A 12,852-nucleotide genomic window follows, 5' to 3' on the forward strand; every position below is an offset into this window, starting at 1 on the left:
TCAAACCGTGCCTGACATGAAGCTGTTTGCTGGTAACGCAACGCCGGAACTAGCCCAGAAGATCGCAGATCGCCTGTTTATCAAACTCGGCAATGCTGCCGTAGGTCGCTTTAGCGACGGCGAGATCAGCGTACAGATCAATGAGAATGTACGTGGTGGCGATATCTTCATCATTCAATCCACCTGTGCCCCGACCAACGACAATTTGATGGAATTGATCGTCATGGTGGATGCTCTGCGTCGTGCTTCAGCTGGCCGTATCACTGCCGTTATCCCCTACTTTGGTTATGCCCGTCAGGACCGCCGCGTCCGCTCCGCCCGTGTACCCATCACCGCCAAGGTTGTCGCTGACTTCCTCTCCAGCGTCGGTGTGGATCGCGTGCTGACCGTTGACCTGCATGCCGAGCAAATTCAAGGTTTCTTCGACGTTCCGGTAGACAACGTGTTCGGTAGCCCGGTGCTGCTGGAAGACATGAAGTCCAAGAACCTCGAGTCTCCTGTCGTTGTCTCCCCGGACATCGGTGGCGTCGTGCGTGCCCGCGCCATCGCCAAGCTGCTGGATGACACCGACATCGCCATCATCGACAAGCGCCGTCCCCGCCCGAACGTCTCCCAGGTCATGCACCTGATCGGTGACGTTGCCGGCCGCGACTGCATCATCGTTGATGACATGATCGACACCGGCGGCACCCTGTGCAAAGCCGCAGAGGCCCTGAAAGAGCGCGGTGCCAAGCGTGTATTCGCTTACGCCACTCACCCGGTCTTCTCCGGTTCCGCCGTCGAGAACATCAAGAACTCCGTGATCGATGAACTGATCATCACCGACTCCATCCCGCTCACTGCGGAGATGAAAGCGGTCGGCAAGGTCAAGCAGCTGACGCTGTCAACTGTACTGGCCGAAGCCATTCGTCGCATCAGCAACGAAGAGTCCATCTCTGCCATGTTTGAGCATTGATAGATTCAGCAATAACGAAAACCGCCATCAGGCGGTTTTCGTCTTTCTGGACCTTCTCTTTCCAACTTTCTGCTATCTGGTACGACCCTGCCCCCGGCAGGCTTAAGGATTTACCCATGAATTGCTTGCGTCCCCTCCTGCTCGCGACCCTTACCTCCGCCCTGTTCGCCTGTCAGCCCGCCAAAGAAAACCCGCCCTTCGTGCTGACCCTGGCTCACATGAACGACACCCACTCCCAGTTTGATCCGGTCAATGCCGAGATCAAAGGGCAGATCTTTGCCCAGCAGGGGGAGACGGACACCCTCTATACCCGCTTTGGCGGTTATCCGCGCCTGCTGACCATGGCGAAAGCCTATCAGGCCGATGCGCTGGCCAAGAACCAGCCCTTGCTGCTGCTGCACGGTGGCGATGCCTGGCAGGGCAGCGGCTACTTCAAGCTCAACGAGGGGATGGCCAACGCCGAGTTGTTGAGCCAGTTCGGCCTCGATGCCATGGCGCTGGGCAACCACGAGTTCGATCTGGATAACCAGAAGCTGGCCCGCTTCATCGAGGGGGTCAACTTCCCGGTGCTGGCCGCCAACCTCGACACCAAAGCCGATCCGGCCCTTAGCAAGGCTGACAACCTCAAACCCTTCGTGGTCTACGCCTTTGACGGCAACCAGAAGAGTCCGGTCACCGATCTCGACAACCTGCCGCAAGGCAAACAGCTGGTCGCCATCATCGGTCTGGTACTGGAAGACATGGGCAATATCGCCCCCAACGTCGGCAAGCTGCGCTTTGGCAAGGAGGTCGCCTCGGCTGAGGCCACGGTCGACATGCTGCAAGCCAAGGGGATCCACCAGATCGTGGCGCTGACCCACATCGGCAACGAGCGGGATCTGGCGCTGGCGGCCAAGGTAAACGGCCTCGATGCCATCGTCGGCGGCCACTCCCACAGCCTGCTCGGCGATTTTCGCAACATTGGCTGGGGCAAGACTGGCGATTACGCCAAGCTGGTGACCAATCCGGATGGCATCGGCAAGACCTGCGTGGTGCAGGCGGGCTCCTACGCCCAGGCCATCGGTCTGGCACAGGTGACCTTTGACAGCCAGGGTCAGGTGACCGACTGCCAGGGCCACAACAGCCTGCTGGCCAGCCGCGACTTCTTCGCCGATGCGGCGCGCAAGCAGGCGCTCGACGACGCCCGCAGCAAAGAGGCAAGCCAGTTTGTCGACAACCAGCCCAATCTGATTACCGTGGATGAAGATCCGCGCCTGCGCGGCATCATCGACAGCCACTACAAACCGGCGCTGGAGAAAGCTTATGGCCCAGTGATCGGCACCATCCCCGAGCAGCTGCAAAATGCCCGTCGTCCCGGTGACAACGGCAGCGACAGCCACGGCTCAGATGTAGCGCCGCTGGTTGCCGAAGGGGAGTTCTACTGGGCCAATACTCCGGCTGTTCAGGCCCTGACCGGCGGCCCGGTCGATTTTTCTCTGGTTGCGGTGGGCGGCGTGCGCGCCGACCTGCCTGCTGGCGAATGGCGTGAGGGGGATAGCGCCCTCACCCTGCTGCCGTTCAAGAACCAGCTCTCGGTGCTGACCCTGACTGGCGCCGAGGTGCGTGCCCTCTTGACCGAGACCATCACCGCCACCCTGCCCGCCAGCGCCCATGCCGGCAAGTTCCCCTATGGCGGCCACCTGCGTTACACCTTCCAGGAGACCGACGCAGGCAAAGCGGGCACCCTGACCCAATTGCAGCACAAGACCGCAAGCGGCGAGTGGCAGGATCTGGTGGATAGCCAGCGCTATCGGGTGGTGATGAACGCCTACAGCGCCAACGGTAACGATGGCTGGCAGGCACTGGCCAATGCCCAGCGCCACCAGAGCGAGCGGGTCGACATCGCCAGCGTCAATGGCAAGCTGACCGCCTTCCCGGTGCTGAAGGTGGCACAAAACGGTGAACTGCTGAGCGCCGTCTATGCCCCGGGCCAGGCCCTCGATTGCAAGGCCAGCGGCGTGGATTGCGGCACTGATGCAGCCTCTTTCGTGGAGTATGTGCGCGATGCCCGTCCCACCCTGACCGCACTGGATGAAGAGACCGTCACCCTGCTGCGTACCAAATAACGACGGTAGTCAACCGGGCACAATCCATCGGTAAACTGAAACGGGCCTCTTGCAAGAGGCCCGTTTGCCCACCGTTAGCCACCCATTGGCCGCAATAATGCTGCAAATCCCGCCATAACATGCGCATTGGTTGAGTGATCGCCACTCGGCGGCTAGAATATTGCGTCCTATTGCCCTGGGTAGTGTGCCCACGGCAGCTGCGAGTGAAGACATCAAGCGTGACAAGCGAAATCAAACTGATCGTCGGACTGGGCAACCCCGGCCCGGAATATGCCAAGACCCGCCACAACGCGGGCGCCTGGTATGTGGAGCAACTGGCCCGCTGGCACAATGTCAGCCTGCGTGAAGAACCCAAGTTCTTCGGCCATACTGCCCGCATCCTGGTCGAGGGGCAGGATGTGCGGCTGCTCATCCCGAACACCTATATGAACCTCTCTGGCAAGGCTGTGGCCGCACTGGCGCGTTTTTATCAGATTGAGCCGGAAGCGATTCTGGTGGCCCATGATGAACTGGATCTGCCGCCAGGCATCGCCAAGTTCAAGCAGGGTGGTGGTCACGGTGGCCATAACGGCCTCAAGGACATCATCGCCAAGATGGGCAACAACAATAACTTCTTCCGGCTGCGTCTCGGGATCGGCCATCCCGGCAGCAAAGAGCAGGTGGCGGGCTTCGTCCTGACCAAGGCCCCCAGCAGTGAACAGAACCTGATCGACGCCGCGCTGGACGAGTCCCTGCGCGCCACCGACATCCTGTTCAAACAAGATATGACCAAGGCCATGAATCGCTTGCACAGCTTCAAGGCTGAAAAGGGTTAGGTCGGTTTGATCCTGTACGGGCATTGTGCCGGTACATGAGCAACGACCAGAACAAGCATGACATGGGCCGCCTGCGGGCGCCCCCCAACAGCATCCATCAAGTAAGGTAACAATCCATGGGTTTTAAATGCGGTATCGTGGGCCTGCCCAATGTAGGCAAATCCACCCTGTTCAACGCGCTGACCAAGGCCGGTATCGAAGCCGCCAACTTCCCGTTCTGCACCATCGAGCCGAACACTGGTGTGGTGCCGATGCCGGATCCCCGCCTCGATCAGCTGGCGGCCATCATCAATCCGCAGCGCGTTGTGCCGACCACCATGGAATTCGTCGACATCGCCGGTCTGGTTGCCGGTGCCTCCAAGGGTGAAGGTCTGGGTAACCAGTTCCTGGCCAACATCCGTGAAACCGAAGCGATCGGCCACGTAGTGCGCTGCTTCGATGACGAAAACATCATTCACGTTGCCGGCAAGGTCTCTCCCGCTGACGATATCGAAGTGATCAACACCGAGCTGGCCCTGTCGGATCTGGACGCCTGCGAGCGCGCCATTCACCGTCAGTCCAAGCGCGCCAAAGGCGGCGACAAGGATGCCAAGCTGGAAGTGGAAGTGCTTGAGAAGATCAAGGTCGCGCTGGAAAACGGCCAGATGATCCGCGGCATGAAGCTGGATAAGGAAGAGCTGGCCGCCGTGAGCCACCTCAACTTCCTGACCCTGAAGCCCACCATGTATATCGCCAACGTGGCGGAAGATGGCTTCGAGAACAATCCCTATCTGGACAAGGTGCGTGAAATCGCCGCCGCCGAGAACGCTGTCGTGGTCGTGGTCTGCTGCGCCATCGAAGCCGACATCGCCGAACTGGACGATGAAGATCGCGCCGAGTTCATGGCTGACCTGGGCATCGAAGAGCCGGGCCTGAACCGCGTTATCCGCTCCGGCTACCAGCTGCTCAACCTGCAGACCTACTTCACCGCCGGTGTGAAAGAGGTGCGCGCCTGGACTATTCCGGTCGGTGCCACCGCCCCGCAAGCGGCAGGCAAAATCCACACTGACTTTGAAAAAGGCTTTATTCGCGCCCAAACCATCGCCTTTGAAGACTTTATCAACTACAAGGGTGAGCAAGGCGCCAAGGAAGCGGGCAAGATGCGCGCTGAAGGGAAAGATTACATCGTCAAAGATGGCGATATCATGAACTTCCTGTTCAACGTCTAATCCCATGACAGGCCAGCATTTGCTGGCCTGTTTTTTGTCTGCCATTGCCCGGGCAATAATGGCAATGTCTTAAAAAAAAGCAGATTGTTGGGCTTTTGCGCAACAGAGACCAATAACTGGTCAAACGCACTCAAATTGCGTTTTTCTGGCAAAAAAAGGGTTGACGCCCCAGAGCCAGATACGCATAATTCGGCCCGCACGGTGACGAGGTAACGACTCACCGGAAGCAAGGTTGGCTATGTAGCTCAGTTGGTTAGAGCATCGCACTCATAATGCGGGGGTCACAGGTTCGAATCCCGTCATAGCCACCATCTCTAGTTGGGGTATCGCCAAGCGGTAAGGCAGCGGGTTTTGATCTCGCCATCCCTAGGTTCGAATCCTAGTACCCCAGCCATTTTTGAAAGGTGTTTGATAGTTTCTGTCAGGCATCACTGTTGGGGTATCGCCAAGCGGTAAGGCAGCGGGTTTTGATCTCGCCATCCCTAGGTTCGAATCCTAGTACCCCAGCCATTTTTGAAAGGTGTTTGATAGTTTCTGTCAGGCATCACTGTTGGGGTATCGCCAAGCGGTAAGGCAGCGGGTTTTGATCTCGCCATCCCTAGGTTCGAATCCTAGTACCCCAGCCATTTTTCTGTTCTCTTCCACATCAGTGGTCGATAACAAACGGCTATGTAGCTCAGTTGGTTAGAGCATCGCACTCATAATGCGGGGGTCACAGGTTCGAATCCCGTCATAGCCACCATTATTTCTGTTGGGGTATCGCCAAGCGGTAAGGCAGCGGGTTTTGATCTCGCCATCCCTAGGTTCGAATCCTAGTACCCCAGCCATTTTTCTGTTCTCTTCCACATCAGTGGTCGATAACAAACGGCTATGTAGCTCAGTTGGTTAGAGCATCGCACTCATAATGCGGGGGTCACAGGTTCGAATCCCGTCATAGCCACCATTAATATTGCGGAAGTGGCGAAATTGGTAGACGCACCAGATTTAGGTTCTGGCGCCCTAGGCGTGAGAGTTCGAGTCTCTCCTTCCGCACCATTAATAGCAGTACCAAACAGACCAGCTCACGCTGGTTTTTTTGTATCTGAAATTTGCCTCTCCCCAGTTTTTCTCTCGCTCCTCTATTAACCCAGCTCCACGTATATTCCCGTTCACGTCACTCTTCACTGATTCCGAGCACGCCTTGCCACTCTTGTCTCCCGGCCATAAAAAAGCGGCCCGCAGGCCGCTGGTGCACACATTTATCATCCCGGTTATCAGAACGGGAAGAACCAGGGGATCGCTACCACGCTCACCGCCATCACCAACAGGGTGAATGGCACCCCGATACGGATAAAATCGGCAAACTTGTAGTTACCCGGCCCCAGTACCAGGGTATTCACCGGTGACGAGACCGGCGTCATAAAAGCGGCCGAGGCGGCGATGGCAATGGTCATGGCAAACGGATAGGGTGATACCCCCATCTGTTGCGCCGTGCCCAGCGCAATGGGTGCCATCAGCACAGCAGTCGCGGTGTTGGAGATAAAGAGCCCGATCACCGCGCAGAGGGCAAACAGGCTGGCCAGCATGACCCGCGGCCCCATCTCCCCTACCGCATTGATCAGACCACCGACGATCAGATCCACCCCGCCGGTTTTTTGCAGCGCCAGCGCAAAGGGGAGCATGCCGACGATGAGGATCAGGGTCGGCCAGTGGATCGACTTGTAGGCACTCTCCATATCGATGCAGCGAAACTTGCCCATCAGCAGACAGGCGATCAGCGCGGCAATCACGTTGGGCACCGGATCGGTCACCATCAGCAGGATCATCACTCCAAGACAGAAGAGGGCATGGATCGCCTGGCTGCGGGCGGGGGCCATCTCGTCCACTTCAGCGGGCAACCCCATCAGCAGAAAGTCGCGGCTATGGGTCTGCAACTGTCTGATGTGGCTCCAATTCCCTACCACCAGCAGGGTGTCGCCCATCTGCAGCGGCTCATCCACCAGCTTGCCTGCCAGCGCTTCACCGTCGCGGCGCAGCCCCACCACGCTCAGACCATAGCTGGAGCGGAAGGTCACCTCACGCACGCTTTTACCCAGCAGCTTGGACTCAGGGATCAGCGACACCTCGGCCATCCCCACCTCCCGCGCCTGATCGGAGAAATACTCCCCGCGCAGGATCATCGGCTCGAGCCGCGCCTCGCTGCAAAACGCCCGCACATCCACCTCGGGGTCTGACATGTCGATTAGCAGCACATCCTTGGCCTGGAACTCACTGATCCCCGACACCGGCACCATCACCCGGCGAAACTTGCGCCAGCGCTCCACCCCGATAACGTGGGCACCATAACGGGCGCGCAGTTGCAGCTCGTCCAGGGTGTGACCAATCAGCGGGGAGTCCGGCCGCAGCGCCAGACGACGGGCCCTACCGGCCAGTCGGTAGTCTCGGATCAGATCGCGCAGGGTGCGGCGCCCGGTCGGCTTGCCCTTGCCCTCTTCCCCCTCGCCCACCAGGGAGCCGCGCACCAGCAGCATGTAGAGGATGCCCAGCCCCAGGATCAGCACGCCCATGGGGGTGAAATCGAAGAAGCCGAAGCCGTGAATGCCGTGGCGCATCAGCTCGCTGTTAACCACCATGTTGGGGGGCGTGGCCACCAGCGTCATCATGCCGCTGATCAGCCCGGCAAAACCGAGGGGCATCATCAGGCGACCGGCCGGGATCCCCATCCGGTTCGCCACGCTCAGCACCACCGGGATAAAGATGGCCACCACCCCGGTGCTGCTCATCACCGCCCCCAGACTCGCCACCGCCACCATCAGCAGCACCAGCAGCTTGGTCTCGCTGCTACCCGCCACCTTCACCAATGCATCCCCCACCTGATAGGCGATGCCGGTGCGCACCAGCCCCTCACCCACCACAAACAGGGCGGCAATCAGAATGACGTTGGGATCGCTAAAGCCCGCCAGCGCCTCCGGCAGGGTGAGGGTGCCGCTCAGCACAAACAGGATGACCACGCCCAGGGCCACCACGTCCATGCGCACCTTGTTGGTCATAAAGAGATAGATGGCGCCAGCCAGCAGACAGAGCACCCAGACAAGCTCGGAATTCAATACAACCTCCTTTTATCACGTGATTCTCCTCCCGGAGAGTGGACTCTATCAGACCACAGCCATGGCGCTATCATCTTGTTACATATCAATAAAGTCCGGCCCGCCGGGGCCCCATAACCCATCACTGCTGGAATAACCGGGCACCAGCGGCGATTTCTTTGATATGGGCCAAGCCCGGGGCGGACAAAAGTCCTGCCCCTACTCCCCCTCACCCCTTAAAATGGCGCCCTCGCATACTAACCCTCATGCCCAAGGATCAGAAAATGAGCATATTCGAGCTGTTCAGCATCAATAACACGCTAGTGACCATACCGCTGGGTGGCGGCTATGCCATGTCATGGATTGAAGCCATCGGCACTCTGTTCGGCCTTGCCTGTATCTGGTTCGCCAGTCAGGAGAAGACCATCAACTACCTGTTTGGTCTGATCAACGTCACCCTGTTTGCCATCATCTTCTTCCAGATCCAGCTCTACGGGCTGTTGCTGCTGCAGCTGTTCTTCTTCTGCGCCAACGTCTACGGCTGGTACGCCTGGACCCGTCCCGCCAACGAGCAGGGGGATACCCTGCAGATCCGCTGGCTCAGCAAATCCAAGCTCATCATCACTGCCGTGGTGAGCGTGCTGGCCATCGCCCTGCTGACCCGCTATATCGACCCGGTATTCGCAGCGCTGGCGCGTACCTCGGTCGCGTTTCTCAACCTGTTTGGTGCCAACCTTGCCACTCCCGAGCCCTCCCCCGATGCCTTCCCATTCTGGGATGCCACCATGACGGTGCTCTCGGTGGTCGCGCAGATCCTGATGACCCGCAAATATGTGGAGAACTGGATCCTCTGGGTCGTCATCAACATCATCAGCATCGGTATCTATGCGGCGCAGGGTGTCTATGCCATGTCGCTGGAGTACCTGATCCTGCTCTTTATCGCCGCCAACGGCACCCGCCTCTGGGTGATTGCCGCCAAGCGCCAGCCACAGGGGGTATAAGCCATGACGCTGCTACCTCATCTCCAGTGCCGCCCCGAGCAGATTGCCGAGCGGGTGGTACTGTGCGGCGACCCGGCCCGGGTCGACCGTATCGCCAGCCAGCTCGAACAGTGTGAGGCGCTGGGGCAAAACCGGGAGTTTCGCCTCATCAACGGCCGCTATCAGGGACTGCCCATCACGGTTTGCAGCACCGGCATCGGCGGCGCCTCTGCCATCATAGCGCTGGAGGAGCTGGTGCAGGCGGGGGCTCGCTCGCTTATTCGGGTCGGCTCTGCCGGCGCCCTGCAGCACGATATCGGCCTTGGTGACCTTATCGTGGTGGAAGGGGCGGTACGCAATGAGGGGGCCTCGCAGGCCTATCTGCCCGCCGAGTACCCCGCCTGTGCCGACATCTGGCTGCAGGCAGCCCTGCTCAATCAGGTGGCGGCCAGTGGCCAACCTCATTGGCACGGGCTGGTGCGCTCCCACGACAGCTTCTATCGGGATGATGAGCAGGAGGTGTGCCGCTACTGGCATGCCCGTGGCGTGCTGGGCGCAGACATGGAGACCGCATCCCTGCTGACCGTTGGACGCCTGCGCAAGGTGCGGGTTGCCGCCGTGCTCTGCAACGTGGTGCTGTTCGAGCAGGATGTGCAGGATGGGGTCAATGAGTACGCCAACGCCGAGCTGGCCATGATGAACGGCGAGCGAAACGCCATCGCCGCCGCCCTCCACGCCCTGGTGCAATAAACGGCAAACCGTTAATCACGGCACATTCGACAGGAGGCGGGCTGGTATCCGGTCCGCGCTCTTGCTAGCCTCATGGCCCTCGTCATCGGTGCGACAGGTACGTCATGCAGCAGCAGCCCTATCCCCTCGGCCGTTTTCACGCCGAACTCGCCAAACTGGAACCCCGCTTTGCCGCGGCGCTGGAAGCGTGCACCCTGTTTCTGCGTCGCTACCTGCCGGGCGAATCCATCATGCGGCAGGGGGAGCAGAGCGAGCAGCTCTATCTGGTGGGAGCAGGGCGGGTCTCCCTCAATAGCACGGTACACTCGGGCCGCATCTTCCAGCTCGGCGAGATTGAGTGTCACAGCCAGATCTTCGGTGAAATGGAGTTCTTCAGCGCCACCCCGGTGCAGTGGAACGTGGTGGCCGAGACCGAGCTGGACGCCCGGGTCATCTGTGCCCACAAGCTGGCCCAGCGCCTGCTGGCAGAACCCGAGTTGACCCTCTTTTTCGCCGCCGCACTTGCCAGCGACTATCTCGATACCCTGGAGATCACCACCAGCCGGCTGCTCCACCCCATCGCCTACAACATCGCCTATGAGCTATGGCGTGAGCGCCAGCGCACTCCGATGCTGGGATCGCGCAAGCGGGCTCACGAGGCGGCCCGCTTCGGCACCACAGAGCGGGTCTACCGCCGCGCCCTCAAGGAGCTGGTCGAACAGGGCATAGTTGCCGACGGCAGCGATGGCCCTGTTATCGCCGATCTGGCCAGGCTGCGCGCCTATCTCGATCTTTGATTTCCATTCACCTCATATCAATTCACCCTGTCAGGAGTCACCATGTCTGCCCATCCCTATCCCGAATTCACCTTCTTCAGCCGCTTCGTTGCCGATATTCAGGCGGGCCGCAAGACCATCACCATCCGCGACGAAAGCGAGGCCAACTGGCAGCCCGGCCAGCGGCTGGCGCTGTTCACCAACCCGGAGCACCAGCCCTTTGGCACCATTGAGGTGCTCTCCGTCAACGCAGTCGCCTTCGATGAACTGAATGACGAGCATGCCCGTCAGGAGAACATGACCCTCCCCGAGCTTAAAGATGTGATCCGCGACATCTACCCCGATCTGCCACCGCTCTATGCGATTGAATTCCAGCTGCTTGAAGTCTGATTTTGTGAGCTGCCTCAGCTAACGCCGGTTGCGCTCTCTGGCTAAAGGCGCAAAATAACTGTTTTTATATACAGTCATTGGTGCGTTATGGATATACAACTGGAACCGGCCATTGCGGCCATGGTGGCGGAGTTCATTGCAGCAGGCCGCCCCAAGGCGAGTAGCCTGAGCTGGCAGGCGCGACGTGAAGGCTATCTTGCTTCAGCCATATTGGGTGGTGAACAGGAGGAGGTTGGCGCTGTCGAAGAGTGGCAAAACGGCCATTATTCCGTTCGCCTTTATCAGCCAGCGTCCACCTCAAGTGCAAGCCGTCCGGCCCTGATCTACTTTCATGGCGGCTGTTTTGTCAGCGGTGAGTTCGACACTCACGACCGCCAGATGCGGATGCTATGCAATCGCGCCGAGGCACTGGTGTTTGCGGTACATACCCGCCTTGCCCCTGAACACACCTATCCTGCAGCACATGACGATGCACTGGCAGCCACGCTCGCCATCATGGCCGATGTGGAGAAATGGCATGGTGATCCGGCACGGATTGTCCTTGCGGGCGACAGTGCCGGCGGGCACATCGCCCTGATCACCACCTTGCGACTCAAGGAGCAAGGCGTACCCTTGCCTGCAGCCCAACTGCTCATTTATCCGATGCTCGATGCTGCGGGCGACAGTGACAGCTATCGGCAGCTAGGGGATGACTACCTCATCACCCGCGATATGCTGTTAAGCGGTTTTCACGCCTATCTGGGGGAGCAGCCCGTCACTCACCCCGAAGCCAGCCCTCTCCACCATCCGGACCTGTCAGGATTACCGCCGACCCATATCGTCACGGCGGAATATGATCCGCTGCGCGATGAGGGGGAAGCCTTCTATAGCAAACTGCTGCAAGCCGGTGTCACGGCTACCTGTCAGCGGCAACTGGGGGTTATACACGGCTTCTTCCAACTGGCCGGAGTCAGCCCTGCTGCGCGTCAGCTCATTGAACAACTCTCCGACTGGTTGCGTAACCAGTAACAGGGCCAATTGCATCCATTTTCGCACGCCTTTATAGTTACCAGCTGACTCAAATGCCCCCTGGTGAAATCATGTTAGATAGTGCCAATCTTGCCCCACACGAACGATGGTGGCTGACTTTGACCTCGCCGCAGATCGCCTTCCAGACCGAGTGGCGCGAGTATCTCAAACCCACCTCCCTGCGAGATGGCCTGGAGGAGAGGAATGCACTCGCCGACGACTGGGGCATTGAGAATCGTCTCGACTTGCACCGGCAGGTCCGTCAGCTGGCCTTTGGCGACTGTCACGGGCATCTCATGCTCGAGGAGTACGGTGCCTTTCACTGCCTGCAACCGAGCCAGTGGCAAGCCATGCGAGAGCGCGCAACCTCGCCGCGTCACCGCGCCTCGCTCGACTTTGTGGCTCGCACCGCCCCCTATATCGGCCCCCATGGTGTGCAGGCATGGGACTATGGGCGCGCCTCGTACCTCACCCGGGAGGGGCTGCGTTTTGGCTGGGTCAGCGAGGAGGAGTTCGGCTTTATCCACAACCATCTCGCCCACCAGGCTCGTCGGCGTTACCACTCCTGGGAACAGTACACCCAGGCCTGGTATGCCGGCCGCTGCCTATGGAAATTCAGTCATGAAGAGGGGGAGCCGGAGCAAGCCGCCCAGGCTCTGCTACACGGCTGGATTGCCAGGGAGATGAGGACAATGCTGGCCGATGCGCTCAGGGATAAGGAGAACCCGATCCACGGACAGAGCTGGTACGAGGTCCCCCTACCCGACATAGATCAGCCCCAAAGCCTCATTGACCTCTTCAACAGCGATCCGCAGGAATAA

Annotated in this window: 11 protein-coding genes and 8 tRNA genes; 18 read left to right on the forward strand and 1 reads right to left on the reverse strand. The window is 59.5% G+C overall.

Translation table 11 applies throughout. From position 1 onward, the window contains the following. Positions 1 to 7 precede the first annotated feature (7 nt). The 12 genes from ACTG2S_RS16765 to ACTG2S_RS16820 all read left to right on the forward strand — a co-directional run bounded on the left by ACTG2S_RS16765 (position 8) and on the right by ACTG2S_RS16820 (position 6,118). Entirely contained in the window at positions 8 to 955 is a 948-nt protein-coding gene (locus ACTG2S_RS16765; RefSeq protein ID WP_005343846.1) for a ribose-phosphate pyrophosphokinase, read from the forward strand. A gap of 116 nt (positions 956 to 1,071) precedes the next feature. Beyond that, entirely contained in the window at positions 1,072 to 3,060 is a 1,989-nt protein-coding gene (locus ACTG2S_RS16770) for a bifunctional metallophosphatase/5'-nucleotidase (RefSeq protein ID WP_274161324.1), read from the forward strand. Positions 3,061 to 3,278: 218 nt separating this feature from the next. After that, positions 3,279 to 3,875, forward strand: coding sequence for an aminoacyl-tRNA hydrolase (gene pth / locus ACTG2S_RS16775; protein WP_058059203.1), 597 nt, complete (start codon positions 3,279 to 3,281; stop codon positions 3,873 to 3,875). A gap of 116 nt (positions 3,876 to 3,991) precedes the next feature. Continuing rightward, entirely contained in the window at positions 3,992 to 5,083 is a 1,092-nt protein-coding gene (ychF, locus tag ACTG2S_RS16780; protein ID WP_005353921.1) for a redox-regulated ATPase YchF, read from the forward strand. Between the two features lie 234 nt (positions 5,084 to 5,317). Further along, positions 5,318 to 5,394 (forward strand) — tRNA-Met (locus tag ACTG2S_RS16785). Between the two features lie 8 nt (positions 5,395 to 5,402). Beyond that, positions 5,403 to 5,477: transfer RNA gene (locus ACTG2S_RS16790), tRNA-Gln, on the forward strand. A 41-nt stretch (positions 5,478 to 5,518) separates the two neighbouring features. After that, positions 5,519 to 5,593 (forward strand) — tRNA-Gln (locus tag ACTG2S_RS16795). Between the two features lie 41 nt (positions 5,594 to 5,634). Next, positions 5,635 to 5,709: transfer RNA gene (locus ACTG2S_RS16800), tRNA-Gln, on the forward strand. A 39-nt stretch (positions 5,710 to 5,748) separates the two neighbouring features. Continuing rightward, positions 5,749 to 5,825 (forward strand) — tRNA-Met (locus ACTG2S_RS16805). Between the two features lie 10 nt (positions 5,826 to 5,835). Next, positions 5,836 to 5,910, forward strand: a tRNA-Gln gene (locus tag ACTG2S_RS16810). Between the two features lie 39 nt (positions 5,911 to 5,949). After that, positions 5,950 to 6,026: transfer RNA gene (locus ACTG2S_RS16815), tRNA-Met, on the forward strand. Between the two features lie 8 nt (positions 6,027 to 6,034). Then, positions 6,035 to 6,118, forward strand: a tRNA-Leu gene (locus ACTG2S_RS16820). Between the two features lie 218 nt (positions 6,119 to 6,336). Here the strand turns inward: ACTG2S_RS16820 and ACTG2S_RS16825 are convergent. Further along, positions 6,337 to 8,169, reverse strand: a complete 1,833-nt coding sequence (locus ACTG2S_RS16825; protein ID WP_139476484.1) for an SLC13 family permease — start codon at positions 8,167 to 8,169, stop codon at positions 6,337 to 6,339. 263 nt (positions 8,170 to 8,432) lie between these two features. Here ACTG2S_RS16825 and pnuC point away from each other — a divergent pair, with 263 nt between their 5' ends. The 6 genes from pnuC (at position 8,433) to ACTG2S_RS16855 (ending at position 12,852) form a co-directional block, all read left to right on the forward strand. Further along, positions 8,433 to 9,149 (forward strand): nicotinamide riboside transporter PnuC, encoded by a 717-nt coding sequence (pnuC, locus tag ACTG2S_RS16830; protein WP_193860197.1) that lies wholly within the window; start codon positions 8,433 to 8,435, stop codon positions 9,147 to 9,149. A gap of 3 nt (positions 9,150 to 9,152) precedes the next feature. Next, entirely contained in the window at positions 9,153 to 9,878 is a 726-nt protein-coding gene (locus ACTG2S_RS16835; RefSeq protein ID WP_439982975.1) for a nucleoside phosphorylase, read from the forward strand. A gap of 104 nt (positions 9,879 to 9,982) precedes the next feature. Further along, positions 9,983 to 10,654 (forward strand): Crp/Fnr family transcriptional regulator, encoded by a 672-nt coding sequence (locus ACTG2S_RS16840; RefSeq protein ID WP_274160827.1) that lies wholly within the window; start codon positions 9,983 to 9,985, stop codon positions 10,652 to 10,654. A 42-nt stretch (positions 10,655 to 10,696) separates the two neighbouring features. Then, the gene (gene yqfB / locus ACTG2S_RS16845; protein ID WP_274160826.1) at positions 10,697 to 11,023 is read left to right on the forward strand and encodes a N(4)-acetylcytidine aminohydrolase; all 327 of its coding nucleotides are present in this window, start codon (positions 10,697 to 10,699) and stop codon (positions 11,021 to 11,023) included. Between the two features lie 87 nt (positions 11,024 to 11,110). Then, the gene (locus ACTG2S_RS16850) at positions 11,111 to 12,031 is read left to right on the forward strand and encodes an alpha/beta hydrolase (RefSeq protein WP_274160825.1); all 921 of its coding nucleotides are present in this window, start codon (positions 11,111 to 11,113) and stop codon (positions 12,029 to 12,031) included. Between the two features lie 71 nt (positions 12,032 to 12,102). Continuing rightward, on the forward strand, positions 12,103 to 12,852 hold the full coding sequence (locus ACTG2S_RS16855) for a DUF1266 domain-containing protein (RefSeq protein ID WP_274160824.1): 750 nt from the start codon (positions 12,103 to 12,105) through the stop codon (positions 12,850 to 12,852).

Source organism: Aeromonas sp. 82P (genome assembly GCF_051919365.1).
In the GTDB taxonomy this organism is placed as follows: Bacteria; Pseudomonadota; Gammaproteobacteria; order Enterobacterales; family Aeromonadaceae; genus Aeromonas; species Aeromonas veronii.

Coding starts and splice junctions, on each gene's coding strand:
- ACTG2S_RS16770 (WP_274161324.1), top strand. CDS start 1,072: ATGAATTGCTTGCGTCCCCTCCTGCTCGCGACCCTTACCTCCGCCCTG.
- ychF (WP_005353921.1), top strand. CDS start 3,992: ATGGGTTTTAAATGCGGTATCGTGGGCCTGCCCAATGTAGGCAAATCC.
- pnuC (WP_193860197.1), top strand. CDS start 8,433: ATGAGCATATTCGAGCTGTTCAGCATCAATAACACGCTAGTGACCATA.
- ACTG2S_RS16835 (WP_439982975.1), top strand. CDS start 9,153: ATGACGCTGCTACCTCATCTCCAGTGCCGCCCCGAGCAGATTGCCGAG.
- ACTG2S_RS16840 (WP_274160827.1), top strand. CDS start 9,983: ATGCAGCAGCAGCCCTATCCCCTCGGCCGTTTTCACGCCGAACTCGCC.
- yqfB (WP_274160826.1), top strand. CDS start 10,697: ATGTCTGCCCATCCCTATCCCGAATTCACCTTCTTCAGCCGCTTCGTT.
- ACTG2S_RS16850 (WP_274160825.1), top strand. CDS start 11,111: ATGGATATACAACTGGAACCGGCCATTGCGGCCATGGTGGCGGAGTTC.
- ACTG2S_RS16855 (WP_274160824.1), top strand. CDS start 12,103: ATGTTAGATAGTGCCAATCTTGCCCCACACGAACGATGGTGGCTGACT.